This is a genomic window from Blastococcus sp. TBT05-19 (assembly GCF_003319095.1).
Classification (GTDB): domain Bacteria; phylum Actinomycetota; class Actinomycetes; order Mycobacteriales; family Geodermatophilaceae; genus Blastococcus.
In genome coordinates this window covers 1,155,089-1,171,807 of sequence record NZ_QOHI01000001.1, presented here as the reverse complement: position 1 = coordinate 1,171,807, position 16,719 = coordinate 1,155,089, and the positions used below count along the sequence as shown (strand labels likewise).

General features: G+C 75.4%; 17 protein-coding genes, 1 tRNA gene, 1 pseudogene and 1 riboswitch. Of the genes and pseudogenes, 8 read left to right on the top strand and 11 right to left on the bottom strand.

The window, feature by feature from the left end; genetic code table 11:
• Positions 1-2 precede the first annotated feature (2 nt).
• Positions 3-1,133, bottom strand: coding sequence for a molecular chaperone DnaJ (gene dnaJ / locus DQ244_RS05720; protein WP_113810400.1), 1,131 nt, complete (start codon positions 1,131-1,133; stop codon positions 3-5).
• A 16-nt stretch (positions 1,134-1,149) separates the two neighbouring features.
• Positions 1,150-2,172 carry a heat-inducible transcriptional repressor HrcA gene (gene hrcA / locus DQ244_RS05715; protein WP_113810399.1) on the bottom strand — a complete coding sequence of 341 codons (1,023 nt, stop codon included), beginning with the start codon at positions 2,170-2,172 and terminating at the stop codon, positions 1,150-1,152.
• Positions 2,173-2,417: 245 nt separating this feature from the next.
• On the opposite strand from hrcA, the pseudogene DQ244_RS05710 reads away from it, so the two are divergent.
• Positions 2,418-2,708: pseudogene (locus DQ244_RS05710) on the top strand (type II toxin-antitoxin system VapB family antitoxin); the annotation flags it as partial.
• A 121-nt stretch (positions 2,709-2,829) separates the two neighbouring features.
• On the opposite strand, the gene DQ244_RS05705 reads toward DQ244_RS05710, so the two are convergent.
• Together DQ244_RS05705 and hemW are read right to left on the bottom strand one after the other, a co-directional pair.
• The gene (locus DQ244_RS05705) at positions 2,830-3,144 is read right to left on the bottom strand and encodes a TraR/DksA C4-type zinc finger protein (protein WP_113810397.1); all 315 of its coding nucleotides are present in this window, start codon (positions 3,142-3,144) and stop codon (positions 2,830-2,832) included.
• A 384-nt stretch (positions 3,145-3,528) separates the two neighbouring features.
• On the bottom strand, positions 3,529-4,767 hold the full coding sequence (hemW, locus tag DQ244_RS05700; RefSeq protein ID WP_199580207.1) for a radical SAM family heme chaperone HemW: 1,239 nt from the start codon (positions 4,765-4,767) through the stop codon (positions 3,529-3,531).
• Positions 4,768-4,816: 49 nt separating this feature from the next.
• Here hemW and DQ244_RS05695 point away from each other — a divergent pair, with 49 nt between their 5' ends.
• Positions 4,817-5,587, top strand: a complete 771-nt coding sequence (locus DQ244_RS05695) for an enoyl-CoA hydratase-related protein (RefSeq protein ID WP_113810396.1) — start codon at positions 4,817-4,819, stop codon at positions 5,585-5,587.
• Here the strand turns inward: DQ244_RS05695 and selB are convergent.
• From selB to DQ244_RS19325, 3 genes are all read right to left on the bottom strand, one after another.
• Positions 5,584-7,329, bottom strand: coding sequence for a selenocysteine-specific translation elongation factor (selB, locus tag DQ244_RS05690; protein ID WP_113810395.1), 1,746 nt, complete (start codon positions 7,327-7,329; stop codon positions 5,584-5,586). The genes DQ244_RS05695 and selB overlap by 4 nt on opposite strands.
• The gene (selA, locus tag DQ244_RS05685) at positions 7,320-8,630 is read right to left on the bottom strand and encodes an L-seryl-tRNA(Sec) selenium transferase (protein ID WP_113810394.1); all 1,311 of its coding nucleotides are present in this window, start codon (positions 8,628-8,630) and stop codon (positions 7,320-7,322) included. The genes selB and selA overlap by 10 nt, the downstream gene beginning before the upstream one ends.
• 72 nt (positions 8,631-8,702) lie before the next feature.
• Positions 8,703-8,798, bottom strand: a tRNA-OTHER gene (locus DQ244_RS19325).
• A gap of 53 nt (positions 8,799-8,851) precedes the next feature.
• Here DQ244_RS19325 and DQ244_RS05680 point away from each other — a divergent pair.
• Together DQ244_RS05680 and selD are read left to right on the top strand one after the other, a co-directional pair.
• Positions 8,852-9,436: a YafY family protein gene (locus DQ244_RS05680; RefSeq protein ID WP_113810393.1), complete on the top strand. Its 585-nt coding sequence runs from the start codon at positions 8,852-8,854 to the stop codon at positions 9,434-9,436.
• 22 nt (positions 9,437-9,458) lie between these two features.
• Positions 9,459-10,466, top strand: a complete 1,008-nt coding sequence (gene selD / locus DQ244_RS05675) for a selenide, water dikinase SelD (RefSeq protein ID WP_199580205.1) — start codon at positions 9,459-9,461, stop codon at positions 10,464-10,466.
• Between the two features lie 7 nt (positions 10,467-10,473).
• On the opposite strand, the gene DQ244_RS19190 is transcribed toward selD, so the two are convergent.
• Positions 10,474-11,370, bottom strand: coding sequence for a DMT family transporter (locus DQ244_RS19190; RefSeq protein ID WP_158544475.1), 897 nt, complete (start codon positions 11,368-11,370; stop codon positions 10,474-10,476).
• A 60-nt stretch (positions 11,371-11,430) separates the two neighbouring features.
• Between DQ244_RS19190 and DQ244_RS05665 the strand changes: the two genes are divergently transcribed.
• Both DQ244_RS05665 and DQ244_RS05660 read left to right on the top strand, forming a co-directional pair.
• Positions 11,431-11,997: a TetR/AcrR family transcriptional regulator gene (locus DQ244_RS05665; RefSeq protein ID WP_113810392.1), complete on the top strand. Its 567-nt coding sequence runs from the start codon at positions 11,431-11,433 to the stop codon at positions 11,995-11,997.
• Between the two features lie 10 nt (positions 11,998-12,007).
• Positions 12,008-12,973, top strand: coding sequence for a zinc-binding dehydrogenase (locus DQ244_RS05660; RefSeq protein WP_113810391.1), 966 nt, complete (start codon positions 12,008-12,010; stop codon positions 12,971-12,973).
• Positions 12,974-13,042: 69 nt separating this feature from the next.
• On the opposite strand, the gene DQ244_RS05655 is transcribed toward DQ244_RS05660, so the two are convergent.
• Positions 13,043-13,357, bottom strand: coding sequence for a multidrug efflux SMR transporter (locus DQ244_RS05655; protein WP_199580203.1), 315 nt, complete (start codon positions 13,355-13,357; stop codon positions 13,043-13,045).
• Positions 13,358-13,368: 11 nt separating this feature from the next.
• Positions 13,369-13,434, bottom strand: a riboswitch (guanidine-III (ykkC-III) riboswitch).
• Positions 13,435-13,506: 72 nt separating this feature from the next.
• On the opposite strand from DQ244_RS05655, the gene DQ244_RS05650 reads away from it, so the two are divergent.
• Both DQ244_RS05650 and DQ244_RS05645 read left to right on the top strand, forming a co-directional pair.
• Positions 13,507-13,740 carry a helix-turn-helix domain-containing protein gene (locus tag DQ244_RS05650; protein ID WP_113810389.1) on the top strand — a complete coding sequence of 78 codons (234 nt, stop codon included), beginning with the start codon at positions 13,507-13,509 and terminating at the stop codon, positions 13,738-13,740.
• Positions 13,741-13,742: 2 nt separating this feature from the next.
• On the top strand, positions 13,743-14,276 hold the full coding sequence (locus tag DQ244_RS05645; protein ID WP_113810388.1) for a Clp protease N-terminal domain-containing protein: 534 nt from the start codon (positions 13,743-13,745) through the stop codon (positions 14,274-14,276).
• Here the strand turns inward: DQ244_RS05645 and DQ244_RS05640 are convergent.
• Both DQ244_RS05640 and DQ244_RS05635 read right to left on the bottom strand, forming a co-directional pair.
• Positions 14,236-15,987 carry an MFS transporter gene (locus tag DQ244_RS05640; RefSeq protein ID WP_113810387.1) on the bottom strand — a complete coding sequence of 584 codons (1,752 nt, stop codon included), beginning with the start codon at positions 15,985-15,987 and terminating at the stop codon, positions 14,236-14,238. The two genes, DQ244_RS05645 and DQ244_RS05640, sit on opposite strands and share 41 nt — an antisense overlap.
• Complete coding sequence (locus DQ244_RS05635; RefSeq protein ID WP_113810386.1) at positions 15,956-16,663, bottom strand: LppX_LprAFG lipoprotein; 708 nt, start codon at positions 16,661-16,663, stop codon at positions 15,956-15,958. Before DQ244_RS05635 ends, DQ244_RS05640 begins: the two co-directional genes overlap by 32 nt.
• Between the last annotated feature and the right edge of the window lie 56 nt (positions 16,664-16,719).

Sequence of the window (16,719 nt, the reverse complement as noted above, 5' to 3'; positions counted from 1 at the left end):
GGTCAGCGCTCCTTGAACGCGTCGCGGACGCGGGAGAACAGGCCGCCCTGCGCCTCCCGGTGCGACTCGGGCTGGTCCTCCCCGCGCAGCGCCGCCAGCTCGCGCAGCAGCTTCTCCTGCTCGCCGTCGAGGCGGGTCGGGGTCTGCACCTCGACGTGCACCACGAGGTTGCCGCGGCCGGTGGCGCGCAGCCGCGGGGCGCCGTGCGCCCGCAGGGTCAGGACGCTGCCGGACTGGGTGCCCGGACGGATGTCCAGGTCCTCCTCGCCGTCGAGGGTCTTGAGGCTCAGGGTCGTGCCGAGCGCGGCCGAGGTCATCGGCAGGGTGACCCGGCAGTGCAGGTCCTCGCCCTCGCGGGTGAACACCGGGTGCGGGACCTCCCGCACCTCGACGTACAGGTCACCGGCGGGCCCGCCGCCCGGGCCGACCTCGCCGTGGCCGGTGAGCCGGATCCGCATGCCGTCCTCGACGCCGGCGGGCACCTTCACCGAGATCGTGCGGCGGGCCCGGACGCGACCGTCGCCGGCGCACTTCGGGCACGGCTCCGGGATGACCTGGCCCGTGCCGGAGCAGGTCGGGCAGGGCCGGCTGGAGACGACCTGGCCGAGGAACCCGCGCTGCACGCTCTGCACCTCGCCGCGACCGGAGCAGGTGACGCAGGTGGCCGGGTGCGTGCCCGGCGCCGTCCCGGCCCCGGAGCAGGCGTCGCAGAGGACGGCGGTGTCGACCGTCAGCTCCTTGGTGGTGCCGAACACGGTCTCGTCGAGCTCGAGCTCGACCGGGATGAGCGCGTCTCGGCCCGCGCGGGTGCGGCTGCGCGGCCCGCGGGCGGCGGCGCCGCCGAAGAAGGCGTCCATGATGTCGCCGAGGCCGCCGAAGCCGGCTCCGCCGAACCCGGCGCCCCCGCCGGCCCCCGGGTCGAAGGGGTCGCCGCCGAGGTCGACGATGCGGCGCTTCTCCGGATCGGTCAGCGCCTCGTAGGCCCGGGTGACCTCCTGGAAGCGCTCCTTGGCCTCGGCGTCGGGGTTGACGTCGGGGTGCAGGTCGCGCGCCAGACGGCGGTAGGCCTTCTTGATCTCGCTGTCCGTCGCCCCCTGGGCAAGGCCCAGCACGCCGTAGTAGTCGGTTGCCATGGGTGTTGTCTCGTCCTCAGCTCTCGGCCAGCAGATGGCCGACGTAGCGGGCCACGGCTCGGACCGCGGCCATGTTCCCTGGGTAGTCCATGCGGGTCGGCCCGACGACGCCCAGGCCGCCGAGCGACCGGTCCGCCGAGCCGTAGCCCACGGTGACCAGCGAGGCCCCCGACAGCGCCTCGTGGGCGTTCTCCTCGCCGATCCGCACCAGCACGGTGCTCGCGTCGACCTCGCTCATCAACCGGAGGACGACGACCTGCTCCTCGAGCGCCTCGAGGATCGGGCGCATCGTGCCGGGGAAGTCCAGCGCGCTGCCGCGGGCGAGGTTCGCCGTCCCGCCGATGACCAGCCGGTCCTCGCTCGGCTCGACGAGGGTCTCCACCAGCGTGGTGCTGACGGTCGCGACCAGACCGCGCAGGTGCGCGGGAGCGGTGTCGAGCAGGTCGGGGACCTTGTCGCCGGCCTCGGCGAGCTTGACCCCCGCGAAGGCCTGGTTGAGCAGGGCGCGCAGGTCGGCGACCGCTCCGGCGTCGACCTCGACCGGCGAGTCGACCACCCGCTGCTCGACCCGCCCGGTGTCGGTGATGAGCACGACGAGCAGCCGCGAGGCGGCGACCTGGACGACCTCCAGGTGCCGGACGGCGCTGCGCGAGAGCGTCGGGTACTGGACGACCGCGACCTGGCGGGTCAGCTGGGCCAGCAGGCGCACGGTCCGGCCGAGCACGTCGTGCAGGTCGACGGCGCCGTCGAGGAAGCGCTCGATCGCGCGGCGCTCGGCCGACGAGAGCGGCTTGACCGCGGAGAGCCGGTCGACGAACAGGCGGTAGCCCTTGTCGGTGGGCACCCGGCCGGCGCTGGTGTGCGGCTGGGTGATGTAGCCCTGCTCTTCCAGCACCGCCATGTCGTTGCGGATGGTCGCAGGGGAGACGCCGAGGTCGTGCCGCTCGGCGAGGGCCTTGCTGCCCACCGGGTCGTTGGTCGACACGAAGTCCTGGACGATGGCCCGGAGCACCTCCAGGCGGCGTTCGTCGTGCGCCACGGTGACACCTCCCCGTACCGGTCGACGTGCCGTGCGGCGGGCCCTCTCGGGGCTGGCACTCGCACGGACAGAGTGCCAAGCCAGCATACTCGAAGGACCCCCTCCTCCTCCCTGCTCGCACGCTCGGAGCGAGGCTCCGCAGGGGGCCACCCACGCAGCGGTACGGGCGGCAGAGCACGTGGCCCGGCGGTTAGGGTGGGCCCGTCGGGCGCCCCGCCGGGGGCTGAGAGCGGAGGTCGGTCCCCCTGATCTTCAAAGGTGTCCGCGACGGCCGCCCCTATCCCGACCACGGCCTCCAGCCCCGCGACTGGGCGATGATCCCGCCGCGTCAGGTGCGCATGGACACGCTGACGACGACGAAGCGCGAGCTGGCCCTCGACGCGCTGCTGGCCGACGACTCGACGTTCTACGGCGACCTGTTCCCGCACGCGGTGCAGTGGCACGGTGAGCTGTACCTGGAGGACGGGCTGCACCGGGCGCTGCGGGCGGCCCTGCAGCAGCGGAACGTGATCCACGTGCGGGTGCTCGACCTGGACTCGGCCGGCCCGGTCGAGGCGCACCTGGGGCCGGACACGGCGTCCATCCCGGCGCAGCCGCCGGTCCCCGGCCCGCGCAACGGCTGAGCGCCGCGCGGACCGGGAGCACCGGCCGGAGGGCTCAGGCGGCGGCGGTGCAGGCGACGCAGGTGCGGGCGAACGGGCGCAGCTCGAGCCGCTCCTCGGGGATCGAGGCGCCGCACCCGGTGCAGCGGCCGTAGGTGCCGCCGTCGATGCGGGACAGCGCCGCGTCGATCTCCTCGATGGTGCGCTGGAGGTCGGCGCTGCGGCGCTGCGCGACCGGGTCGGGCACCGAGGTGGCGCACTCGGCGAGGGCCTCCTCGCGGTGCTGCACGCACTCGGCGCGGTGGGCCTGCAGCTGGGTGCGGAACCGGTCCGCCGAGGCGGGGGTCATGGTGTCGAGCTTGGCGGACATGCGGATCTCCTTCGAGCAACGCGGGAGGACGCGGTCACCGGTCGGTGTCGCGTCAGGAGGGGCGCTGATGACTCCGGGGAGGAGTCAGGAGGTGCGCGGCGGGGCCCGGTCCTGGCTGCGACGGAGGACGTCGAGTCCTCGCAGACCTCGGGCTCTCCGGTTCATCGCCAGGGCGACCAGCATGCCGCCGGAGAGGGCGGGTGCGGCGGCGGGGCGGAGACCGCGGTTCGACGCCGTTCGGTGGAACGCGTGCTCATCCATCGCCGACACCCCCTCGGTCCTCCCGGCGCCGTTGCCGGAACGCAGGACCTTAGCCCATGACGTCCGTCACGAACCCGCCCTTTCGGGTGAACCGCTGGTGCCGTGCCGGGACGGGGCCGTCCTTCAGTCCGTGAGGTCGCGCACCACCGCGTCGGCCAGCAGGCGGCCGCGGTTGGTGAGGACGGCGAGGCCGTCGGCGTGGGCCGCCGGGTCCAGGAGACCGTCGGCGACGGCTGCGCGCGCCCGCGCCCGGCCGACGTCGGTGAGGGCGGTCAGCGGCAGCCCGTCGCGCAGCCGCAGGCCGAGCATCACGGCCTCCAGCGCGCGGTCGGCGTCGTCGAGCAGCTCGCTGTCCTGGGCCGGGCTCTCACCGCGGGCCAGCCGGTCGGCGTAGGCGGCCGGGTGCTTGACGTTCCACCAGCGCAGGCCGCCGACGTGGCTGTGCGCACCGGGGCCGACGCCCCACCAGTTGGCGTTGGCCCAGTACAGCTCGTTGTGCCGGCACCGGGCGGCGTCGGAGGTGGCCCAGTTGGACACCTCGTACCACTCGAAGCCCGCCGTCCGGAGCGTGGCGTCGGCCTGCTCGTAGCGGTCGGCGAGGACGTCGTCGTCGGGCATGGGGAGCTCGCCGCGCCGGATCCGGCGGGCCAGCTTCGTGCCCTCCTCGACGATCAGCGCGTAGGCGCTGACGTGGTCGACCGGCGAGGCGAGGACGGCGTCCAGCGAGGTCGCCCAGTCGGCGTCGCTCTCCCCCGGCGTGCCGTAGATCAGGTCCAGGTTCACGTGCTCGAAGCCCGCCGCGCGGGCCTCGTGCGCGGCCTCGACCGCGCGGCCGGGCGTGTGCCGGCGGTCGAGTGCGGCCAGCACGTGCGGCGCCGCGGACTGCATGCCGAGGCTGAGCCGGGTGTAGCCGGCCTCGCGCAGCCGGGCCAGCGACGCCGGGGACACCGTCTCGGGGTTGGCCTCCGTGGTCACCTCGACGTCGTCGGCCACCGGGAAGAGCTCGCGGATCGCGCCCAGCACGGCCGCCAGGTCGTCGGCCGGGAGCAGCGTGGGCGTGCCCCCGCCGACGAAGACCGTGGAGACGGTCGGCAGGTCAGGCCCCAGCGTGCGGGCGGCCCGCTCCAGCTCGGCGATCGCGGTGCCCGCGTACTCGCTGCGGTTGGCGCCGGGGCCGAGCTCCTCGGAGGTGTAGGTGTTGAAGTCGCAGTAGCCGCACCGGGTCGCGCAGAACGGCACGTGCACGTAGAGCCCGAACGGTGTGCTGGCCAGGCCCTCGCGGGCGCTGTCGGGGAGCCGGTCGGGTCCGGGTGAGCCGGGTGGCAAACCCGCGTCGTTCAGCAGCGGCAGGACGGTGTTCATCTGCTCCCAGTGTGCCGCGCCGTCGCCCCGGACCGGCAGGATGCCCGGCGTGACCTCCGACCAGGTGCTGCAGGTGTCCGTGTCGCGCGGCGTCGCGACGCTCGTGCTCGACTCCCCCGCCAACCGCAACGCGCTCTCCCGCGCGATGCGCGGGCAGCTGCGGGCCGCCGTGCAGCAGGCCCTGGCCGACGACGCGGTGCGCGCCATCGTGCTCGACCACACCGGCCGGGTCTTCTGCTCGGGGATGGACCTCTCCGAGGCCGCCGGCGGGGCCAGCGAGGACCAGGGCGTGCGCGAGTTCCCCGAGCTGCTCGAGCTGATCTGGTCCTCGCCGAAGCCGGTGGTCGCGGTCGTGCGCGGGCCGGCCCGCGCCGGGGGCGTCGGGCTGCTCGCCGCCTGCGACGTCGTGGTCGCGGCCGAGTCCTCGACCTTCGCGTTCTCGGAGGTGCGGCTCGGTCTCGTGCCCGCGGTCATCTCCGCCGTCGTGCTGCCGCGCATGGCGCCGCACGTAGCGCACCGGCTGATGCTCGGCGGTCAGGTCTTCGACGCCGCCACCGCCGCGGCGGGCGGGCTGGTCGACCTCGTCGTCCCGGACGCCGACGTCGACGCGGAGCTGTCCGCCCAGCTCGCGCACCTGACCGCCGGGGCGCCCACGGCCCTGGCGGAGACCAAGCGCCTGCTGCGTGCCCGGCAGGGTGCACTCGCCTTCGACGACCTGCTCGACCTCTCGGCCCGGTTCTTCGCCGGCGAGGAGGGCCAGGAGGGCATCGCCGCGTTCCGCGAGAAGCGCCCCGCCCGCTGGGTGCCGGCGGCCGACTAGCGGAGGCGGCGGGAGTTGTCCGGCAGCCGCTCGGTGACCCCGCGCGCGTCCAGCCACTCCATCAGCGGGACGGCGACCCGGCGGCTGGTGCCCCACGCCTGACGGGCCTGGCTGAGCGTGAACGGCTGCGCGATCGTGGCCAGCCGGTTGCGGGCGACGCCCTCGACCTCCGGCGTCAGGAAGACGCCCTCACCGACCTTCACCAGCTGACCGCTCCGCACCGCCGCGGCCAGCTCGCGCACGCCGAGCCCGGCGGCGACCAGGTCCGGCGCCTCCGGGGCGGCGAACGGGTCGAGCACCAGGCGCGCGCGGATCTCGTCGACGGCCTTCTGCACCGCCGGCGGCAGGTCGGCCGAGCCGTCGACGACCCGGCCCTCGCGCAGCAGCAGCGGCTCGCGCACGAGACCCGCCACCAGGTCGGCGTCCGGCAGGTCGAGCGCCCGGCGCACCACCTCGGCCGGCGGCCCGGGCTCGAGCGGACGGAGCCGGCGGTACCGCGCGACGACGTCGGGCACCCGCGCGCCCAGCTCGTCGGCCAGACCGGGCGCCAGCAGCCACGTCCCCTGCTGGGTCGCGCCGACGGGCACCGGCCACCCCATCGCGGCGAAGTCGGCGGCGCGCACGATCCGGCGGCGCGCCAGGTCCGCGGCCGCTCCGGCGTCGCCGCCGGGCTGGGCGACCAGGTCGGCGCCCCGCTGCCGGGCCGCACCCCGACGGCGGAGCTCCGGCGGGTCGACGTCGCGGACGTCGGCGCCGAGCACCCGGCGGGCGCCGGGGTCGCGCAGCAGCAGCCGGTCACCGATCCGCAGCGGCAGCGGCCGGGTCAGCCGCAGCCGGAGCGCGGCGCCGTCCAGCGGCCGGAGCCGGGCGCCGACGGTGGCCGACCCGACGTGCACCACGGGCTCGGCCGGGAGCTGGTCCTCGGGTGCCGCGTCCAGGGTCACGTCGACGACGTCGGTCAGCCGGTAGGCGCCAGGGGTGAGCAGCGCGTCGCCCCGGGACAGGTCCTCGACCGCGACGCCGCGCAGGTTGACGGCGACGCGGGCCGTGGCCGGGGCCCGGTCGACCGGCTCCCCGAGCGACTGCACACCCCGCACGCCCACCTCGCGGTCACCGAGCACGAACCGGTCGCCGGCGGCGACGGTGCCGGCTGCGAGCGTCCCGGTGACGACGGTGCCGGCACCGGTGATGGTGAAGGCCCGGTCGATCCACAACCGCACCGGTGCGGCGGCATCGGGAGCGGGCAGCTCCGCCAGCAGCCGCTCGAGGGCGGCGGTCAGCTCCGGCACACCGGCCCCGGTCACCGAGCTGACGGCGACACCGGGGACCTCGCCCATGGACGTGGCGGCCAGCCGCTCCCGGACGTCGGCCAGGACGGGTGCCGGGTCGGCCAGGTCGGACTTGGTGACGGCGAGGAGCGCGTGCCGCACCCCGAGGGCGTCCAGGACGGCGACGTGCTCGGCGGTCTGGGCCGACCAGCCGTCGTCGGCCGCGACCACGACCAGGGCGGCGGGGACCGAGCCGACACCGGCGAGCATGTTGCCGACGAACCGCTCGTGCCCCGGCACGTCGACGACCGCGAGCCGGCGGCCCGAGGGCAGCGTCGTCCAGGCGAAGCCGAGGTCGATCGTCAGCCCGCGGCGGCGCTCCTCGGCCCAGCGGTCGGGCTCCATGCCGGTGAGCGCGCGGACGAGCGCGGACTTGCCGTGGTCGACGTGCCCGGCCGTCGCGATCACGTCCACGTGCCCGCCACCTCCAGGACCGCGTCGGCCAGGGCGTCGTCGGCGGTGGGCAGGACGCTGCGCAGGTTGAGCAGGGTGCGGTCGTCCTCCACGTAGCCCACGACCGGCCGGGCGCCGAGGCGCAGCGGCTCGGCGAACTCCCGGGGCAGCGAGACGGCGGCGCCGGGCAGCGGGTGCTCGGGCGCCCCTCCCCCGCCGACGCGCGACTCGGCGTCGACCGCGACGGCGTCGATCCCGGCGCCGCTCAGCCGGGCGGCGAGCGCCCGGGCGCGCGCCCGCAGTCCCTCGACGTCGGCGGCGAGCATCTGCTGGACCGGCGGCACCGGTCCCCGGAGCGTGGCCTCCAGCGCGGCGAGCGTGGTCTTGTCGACCCGCAGGGCCCGGTACAGCGGGTGCCGGCGCAGCCGCTGCACCAGCTCGGCACGGCCCAGCACCAGCCCGGCCTGGGGCCCGCCGAGCAGCTTGTCGCCGCTGGCCAGGACGAGGTCGGCACCGGCGGCGAGCGTCGTCTGCAGGTCGGGCTCGTCTGGCAGCACGGGGTGCGGGCGGAGCAGGCCGGAGCCGACGTCGGCGACGAGCGGCACCCCGGTGCCCGCCAGCACCGCCGCCAGCTCGTCCACCTCGACCGCCCGGGTGAAGCCCCGGACGACGAAGTTCGAGGGGTGCACCTTGAGCACCGCGCCGGTGTCCGGGCCGAGCGCGCCCCGGTAGTCCGCTCCCGTGACCCGGTTGGTGGTGCCGACCTCGCGCAGCCGGGCACCGGTGCTCTCCAGCAGCTCCGGGATGCGGAAGCCGTCACCGATCTCGACCAGCTCGCCCCGGGCGATCACCAGCTCGCCGCCGAGCGCGGTGGCGACCAGGGCCAGCGCGGCGGCGCAGTTGTTGACCACGATCGCGGCCTCCGCGGCGGGGACGGCCGCCAGCAGGGCGGCGATCGCCGCCTCGCCGCGCGGTCCGCGCCGTCCGGTGCGCAGGTCGAGCTCGACGTCGGTGGTGCCGGTGGCGGCCGCGATCGCCTCGGCGGCCGCGTCGGAGAGCGGCGCCCGACCGAGGTTGGTGTGCACGACGACGCCGGTCGCGTTGAGCACCGGGCGCAGGCTCGACGCGGTGCCCGGCAGCTCGGCGACGACGGCGTCGACCGCGGCGTCCGGGGCCACCTCGCCGGCCCGCACCCGCTGCTGCACGCGCTGGACGGCGCCCTTCACCAGCGCACGTCCGAGCCGCTCGCCGGCGGCCGCCAGGCGCGGATCGGCGAGCAGCGTGTCGGTGCGCGGCACCTGCCGGCGCGGGTCGGCGCTCATCGCCAGGGAGCGTAGGCGCACCGACGGCGACCGGGTCCGGCGTGCTGCCGGGCCCGGTCGCGCCCGGTGGACTGGCGGAGGCGGACGGGAATCGAACCCGCCTGGCCGAGATGCTCGACCACGTCGGCTTTAGAGGCCGCGGGGGCCACCAGACACCCTGACGCCTCCACCCGGGAGCCTACGTCGCGGAATTGTCGGTGGCTCCTGCCAGCATCCGATCCGTGACCCGCACCGAGCACCGCACCCCCGCGCCGCTGCCCCCGGTCGACCTCTCCCCGGAGGAGGCCGCCGCGGTCGTCGCCGCGCTGACCGGCCGGCCTCCCGGCCAGTTCGCCGAGGCCGGGGAGTCCGCGCTCGAGAAGGTGCTGACGGCGCTGGAGCCCGACGCCGGCCGTCGCGGCCAGATGCTGGCCAGCAGCCGCTGGGTCGCGGCCGAGGCCGCGCGCGACGCCGAGCTGCGGCGCCGCGTGGAGCAGGGGCTGACCGAGCGGCGGGTGCTGGTGCTCGACTACTGCGACGCGCAGAACCGCTGGTCGGAGCGGACCGTGGAGCCGCAGGCGCTCGTCCGCTCCGGGGCGCACCAGTTCCTGGTCGCCTGGTGCCGCGACCGCCAGGCGCTGCGCTGGTTCCGCGAGGACCGGATCAGCGAGGTCCAGATCACCGACGAGGTCTCCCCCCGCCGTGAGCTCGACGGGCTCGGCGCACCGCCGTCGTCGAACCACCCGGCCGGGCGGAAGCTCCCCCGTAGCCCGGTCGCGCAGCCGCAGGCACCCCGCCTCCGGCTGCTCCCCGGCGGCCTCGCCTGAGATCCGGCCTAGATTCGGTGCCGTGACGACCGCACCCGCCCGCATCCGGCTCACCCAGTACGCCCACGGCGGCGGCTGCGCCTGCAAGATCCCGCCCGGTGAGCTGGAGGCCGTGGTCGCCGGGCTCACCGCCCAGGGGCCGGTCGACCCGGCGTCCGAGCTGGTGATCGGCCTGGACGACGGCGACGACGCGGCCGTGGTCCGCATCGCGGGCGGTCAGGGCCTCGTGCTGACCACCGACTTCTTCACGCCGGTCGTCGACGACGCGTACACCTTCGGCCGGATCGCCGCGGCCAACGCGCTGTCCGACGTCTACGCCATGGGCGGCACCCCGGTCGTCGCGGTGAACCTCCTGGGCTGGCCACGCGACGTGCTGCCCGCGGAGCTCGCCGCCGAGGTGCTGCGCGGCGGGCTCGAGGTCGCCCAGGAAGCCGGGTGCCACGTCGGGGGCGGGCACTCCATCGACGACCCCGAGCCGAAGTACGGGATGGCGGTGACCGGCGTGGTCGACGTCGACCGGCTGATCACCAACTCCGGCGCGGTCGCCGGCACCCCGCTCACCCTCACCAAGCCGCTGGGCGTGGGCGTGCTCAACAGCCGGATGAAGGAGACCGGCGAGGTGTCGGAGGAGGCGATCGCCTCGATGACCGCGCTCAACCGCGACGCCGGGCGGGCCGCGGTCGCCGCCGGCATCCGCGCGGGTACCGACGTCACCGGGTTCGGCCTGCTCGGCCACCTCTACAAGATGGCGCGGGCCAGCGGCGTGACCGCGGTCGTCGACGCCGCCGCCGTCCCGTACCTGACCGGTGCCCGCGAGGCGCTGGCCGACGGGTTCGTCTCCGGCGGCACCCGCCGCAACCTCGACTGGGTGCGCCCGCACGCCGACCTGTCGGCGATCAGCGAGGACGAGGCGCTGCTGCTGGCCGACGCCCAGACCTCCGGGGGTCTGCTGCTCGGCGGCGAGATCCCCGGTTCCCCGGTGATCGGCGAGTTCGTGCCGCGCGGGGAGTTCACCGTCGTCGTCCGGTGACCCGCGCTCAGGCCCGGAGGGCGCGGTCGACCTCCGGTGCACCGGCCCGGCGCAGCGCCAGGGCCACCCCGACGGCACAGACCAGCACCCCGGGGAGGGCCGTCGGTCCGGGCGCCTGGCCGAACATCGCCCACGCCCACAGCGCGGTCGCCGGAGGGGTCAGGTAGAGCAGGGTGCTGGCGGTGGTGGCACCCGAGCGGCGGACGACGAACAGGTAGCTGCCGTAACCGCCGACGGTGGACAGCAGCACCAGCCAGGCCATCGCCGTCCAGAACTCCGCCCCGGCCGGCGGGACGAGCTGCCCCCGGGCCCCGGCCACCACGCCGAAGACGAGCGCCGCCACGGCCGACTGGAGCGCGAGCGACACCACCAGCGACGCCGACGGGGCCCACCGGCGCTCCAACAGGGTGCCCGCGGCGAGCCCTGCGAGAGCCACCACCGGCAGCAGGAAGGCCGCCGGCGCCGCGCCGCCCGCGCCCAGGTCGCCGGCGACGACCAGGGCCACACCGCTCGCCCCGATGGCCAGGCCCACCCGCTGCCGCACCGACGTCCGCTCCCCCAGCAGCGGGCCGGCGAGCGCGGCGACGACCAGAGGCTGCAGGGCCGCGACCAGCGCCGAGGTCCCGGCGGAGATCCCGGCCCCCGCGGCCGCGAAGACCCCACCCAGGTACACCACCTGCACGAGGAACCCGAGGACGGCCTGCCGGAGCAGCGATGCCCGGCGGACGCGCTCCCCCCGGAGGAGCGCCCACCCGCCGAGGAGGGCCGCCGCGAGCCCGGTCCGCCAGGCCAGCACGGTCTCCACCGGCGCGTCCTGGGTGGCCAGCTCGGCCCCGACGAAACCGGAGGACCAGCACACGACCAGCACGGACGCCGCTGCCGCGTCCTTCCGCCCTCCGTTCACGGGCCTGAGGTAACCACACCGGTCGGTATACTCGCCGTGTACCTGCCTGACGGAGGACCGATGACCGACGCCGTTGACCGTGCGCTCACCCCCGCGGCCGAGCGCCTGCTCACCGCCGCCTCGGCGTTGTTCTACGCCCACGGCATCCGCGCGGTCGGGGTGGACACCATCGCCGACGCCGCGGGCACCACCAAGAAGACCCTCTACGACCGGTTCGGCTCCAAGGACGCGCTCGTCGCGCTCTACCTGGAACGCCGCGCCCGCACCTGGCAGCGGTTCCTGGACGCGGAGATCGAGGCGGCTCCCCCGGGCGCCGAGCGCGTGCTCGCCGTCTTCGACGCCGCCCGGCGCTGGCAGGACGGGCAGGACCGCGGCTGCGCGTTCGTCAACGCCTATGCCGAGGTCGGCGGCACCGACCACCCCGCCCTCCCGGTGATCCGCACCGAGAAGGAGTGGATGCGGCGACGCTTCACCGACCTCGTCACCGAGGCCGGCGGAACAGCCCCGGAAGCCGTGGCCGCGACGCTCCACCTCCTGTACGAGGGAGCGCTCGTCGCCTCCACGGCGGGGAACGATCCGGAGGCCCTGACCACGGCACGGAAGGCAGCCGCCCGCCTCGTCGGTTAGGTTCGCGATCATGCTGGCTGCCTTCGTCTCCACCCCCGCCCCGAAGGACCCGCTCTCCGTGCTGGAGATCGGCGAGCGCCCCGAGCCCGAGGCACCCGAGGGCTGGACGGCGATCCGGGTGAAGGCGGTCTCCCTCAACCACCACGACCTGTTCAGCCTCCAGGGCATCGGCCTGCCGGCCGAGCGGATGCCGATGATCCTGGGCACCGACGCCGCGGGCCTCGACGAGGACGGCAACGAGGTCGTCGTCCACGGCGTCATCGCCACCCCCGACTGGATGGGCGACGAGACCCTCGACCCGAAGCGGTCGCTGCTCTCCGAGGTCCACCAGGGGTCGATGGCGGAGCAGGTCGCCGTCCCCCGGCGGAACCTGCTGCCCAAGCCCGCCGAGCTCTCCTTCGCCGAGGCCGCCTGCCTGCCCACCGCGTGGCTGACCGCCTACCGGATGCTCTTTGTGAAGTCCGGCCTGCGCCCCGGTCAGACCGTCCTGGTTCAGGGCGCCAGCGGCGGCGTCGCGACGGCGCTGATCGTGCTCGGCCGCGCGGCCGGCTACCGGATCTGGGTCACCGGCCGCAGCGAGGAGAAGCGCGCCGCGGCGCTGGCGCTGGGCGCAGAGCAGGCGTTCGAGTCCGGCGCACGGCTGCCCGAGAAGGTCGACGGCGTCATGGAGACCGTCGGCGACGCCACCTGGAGCCACAGCATCAAGTCGCTGAAGCCCGGTGGCGTCATCGTCACCTCGGGCGCCACGACCGGGTTCAACCCCGGCGCCGAGCTCAACCGGGTGTTCTTCACCCAGCTGTCGGTCATCGGCTCGACCATGGGCACCAAGGCCGAGCTGGAGGCGCTGATCCAGATGTGCGCCGTCACCGGCATCCGGCCGCAGATCGACGTCGAGCTGCCCCTGGCCGACGCCCGCGAGGGCTTCGCCCGCATGCTCGAGGGCCGCACCAACGGGAAGATCGTCTTCACGAACTGAGAAGGACCCCCTGCCCCCCACCCCTCGCGAGCGCGCGGCGGGTCCCTGCAGGGGGCCGACCGCTCGGGGTCAGTGCAGGACCTTCAGGCCCACGACGCAGCCGACGATCCCGGCCAGCAGCAGGATCTTCACCACCGAGACGGCCTCGGCGCCGGTGACCATCGCGTAGACGACGGTGAGCACCGCGCCGATGCCGACCCACACCGCGTACGCGGTGCCCAGCGGCAGCTCGCGCATGGCGAAGGCCAGCCCGCCCATGCTCGCCACGAGGGCGACGGCGAACACGATCGAGGGCACCAGCCGGCTGAGGCCGTCCGAGCGGTCCAGCGCCGCGGCCCAGACCGCTTCGAGCATCCCCGAGATCACCAGCACGAACCACGACATGACGAACTCCTCTGGCGCCGTCTTGTCGCACACCGGGTACGGCACCGCTCGTCCGGGAGCCGGGGTCGCGGCTCGCCCCGACCATAGCCGTCCCGTACTCATGTCAATCCAGGTTGACGGCTCGGGTAGCGCAACCTAGGTTGACAGCCATGGCCGACACGACAGAGGTGGCCACCGCCGCCGGCAGCAAGGACCCGTCCGTGGGCCTCAGGGCGGTCCGGTCGATGCGGGTGCTCGTCGAGCGCCTGGAGGCCCTCCAGGTGCAGAACGCCCGCGACCAGGGCTGGACGTGGGAGCAGATCGCGCAGCTGCTCGGCGTCACCCGGCAGGCGGTGCACAAGAAGTACGCGAGCGGTCGCGGGCCGCTCCGACGGAAGGACTGACCATGTTCGAACGGTTCACCCCCGAGGCGCGCGCCGTCGTCGTCGGCGCCCAGCAGGAGGCCCGGACCCTCCGCTCCCCCACGATCGGCACCGAGCACCTGCTGATCGCGCTGCTCCGCCGGCCGACGCCGTCGGCGTCGGCCCTGACCCGGCACGGGCTCACGGCCGACGACGTGACGGCCGACGTCGTCCGGCTCACCGGCGACGACCTGGACGCCGATGCCCTGACCAGCGTGGGCATCGACCTGGACTCCGTGCGCAGCAGCGTGGAGGCGGCCTTCGGCCCCGGGGCGCTCGACGACCCGAAGCGGAAGCCCGAGCGCGGCGGGCACATCCCGTTCACGCCGCGGGCCAAGAAGGTGCTCGAGCTGTCGCTGCGCGAGGCGATCGCCATGAAGTCCCGGAGCATCGCCGACGGGCACATCGCTCTCGGGCTGCTCCGCGAGGGCGAGGGCCTGGCGATGAAGGTGCTGCACGACCGCGGCGTCGACCCGTTCAGCCTGCGGCAGGACCTCGCGCTGGTCCTGAACCCCTGAGCAGCGCCAGCGCGGCGACCGCGGCCAGCGCCGCCGCGATCGCCGCACCCGCGAACACCGTGTGCAGCTGGGTGAGCAGGGCGGCCTCGGTCGCGGCGTCGTAGGCCGCGCAGTCCGCCGGGGTCGAGGGGCACAGCTGCATCGGCGTGCCGATCGCCGCCACCTCGGCGGTGAACCGGCGGAGCGCGACGGCGGTCAGCAGCGACAGCCCGACCAGCATCCCGACGGTGCGGGCGACGACGGCCAGCGCTCCGGCGCTGCCGTGCACCTCGGGGCGGGTGACGGCGAGCAGGACGGCGTTGACCGGCGCGATCGCCAGGCCGAAACCGAGCCCCGCGGCCAGCAGGACCGCCCACGAACCGGCGCCGTCCAGCGCACCGGAGTCCCACCGGGTCATCAGGACGAAGGCGACGGCGGCCAGCCCCATGCCGCCCGCCGCCACTCCCCGCGGGGCGACCGACCGGCACAGCCACCCGCCGAGCACCGCGCCCACCGGGACGGCGACGAGCAGGCGCACCAGCACCAGCGCCGCACCCAGCTGGTCGCCCGGCGTGGTGGTGGCGCGGGCGAAGAGCGGGATGTCCACGAGCGCGGCCACCAGCGCCACGCCGACGAGCAGGTTCACCACGAGGGCACCCCAGGCACCGACCGGCCGCAGGGCGTCCAGGGGCAGCACGGGGTTGGCCGCACGGCGCTCGTGCAGCACGAAGAGCAGGCCGGCGATCCCGGCGAGCGGCAGCAGCACCCAGCCGTGCGCGACGACCTGCTCCTCGGGATCGGCGGCGGCGAAGGCCCACACGAGGGCGCCGAGGGCGACCACGGCGAGCACCGAGCCGACGACGTCGACCTCGCGGGCCAGCGCGCCCAGGCCGCGCAGCGGGAGCACCGCGCCGGTCGGGTGCACCAGGCTCCGGGCGACCGACCCCGCGCCCGCGACCAGCGCGCCGAGCACCAGCGGGGTGGTCCACGGCCAGGCCTCGACCAGCGGGACGTAGAGCAGGCCCAGGGTCACGTCCTCGGCCAGCGCCGTCGGCTCGGCCAGCTGGAGGCCGAGCGCCGACGCAACCAGGACGACCAGCACCAGGCCGACGACGTCGGGCCGCCGCACCCGTCCGGCGACGGCGACCCCGGCGGCCAGCCCGACCCCCAGGAGCAGGTTGAGCCAGAAGATGGCCCGCCAGTCCGCGACCGCGAGCACGGCCGCTCCGGCCAGCGGGCCGAGCACCGCACCGGCCTCCTGCACGGCGCCGACCACGCCGAGCGGCACCGAGCGGCGCTCCGGCGACCACCGGTCGGCGACCAGCGCGAGGGTGGCCGGCACGAGGCCACCGGCGCCGATGCCCTGGAGCCCGCGGCCGGCGACGGCGAGGCCGAGGGAGTCCGCGGTCGCGGTCAGCAGCGAGCCGAGGGCGAACAGCAGCAGGCAGCCGATGAGCACCGGCGTCCGGCCCCGCAGGTCGGCCAGCCGGCCCAGCAGCGGCAGCGTCGCGGTGTACCCGAGCAGGAAGCCACCGACGATCGGCGTCGCCCGCTGCAGGTCGTCCAGCCCGACGCCGACCCCGGTGAGGATGTCGGGCAGCGCGAGGACGACGACGTAGGTGTCGGCGGCGGTGACGAGCACCGCCAGGGTGGCGAGGGCGACCGCCGCCAGGCCCGGGACCCGGGCGACGGCGGAGGGCTCAGCCGGTCGCCGGAGCGGTGATCTGGACATCGGCCCCGAAGTCGGTGAGGTCGAGCGTGTAGGTGCCGTCCTCACCGGCGGTGAAGAACGGGCCGGTCAGCGTCGCCCGGCGCAGCTCACCGGACTCGGCGGCGATCGAGAACGTGGCCTGCACCGCCTGCGACGGGTCCTTGCTGGTCAGCAGCTGCTCGACCAGGTCGCCGGGCAGTTCCGCGGTGACCTCGCGGACGACCTCGCCGTCGACCCGCCGCTCCTCCCCCAGCTCCGCGGACCGGGCCTCGGTGAACAGCTGCGAGATGCCGGTCTCGGGGTCCAGCAGCGCGCCGGGGTCGCCGATGCCGAACTGCGCCGGGTCGATCACACTGAAGCCCGAGGCGAAGGGCAGCTGCGCGTAGACGGTGCCGTCGACCGAGACGACGTCCAGGTCGACCGTGGAGCCGAGGGCCACCACCTTCAACGTCCCCTCGAACGACGCCGGGCGGGCGATGTCGCCCTCGCCGCCGACCAGCGCCGTGCCGGAGTCGGGCGCCCCCTCGCTGTCGAGGACGAAGTGCGCGCTCGACGCCTCGTCGAGGGTCTGCTTCGCCCGTTCCAGCACGTCGGTCGCCGACTCACCGGCCTCCTCGCTGCCGCTGCAGCCGGCCAGCACCGGCCCGACGACGAGGGCGAGCGCGACCAGCGGGATCCGCGACCGGCGCATGAGCATGACGACCTCCCCGTCCCACCGGGTGGACCCGGCGTACCGACGGCGGACAGTAGCGC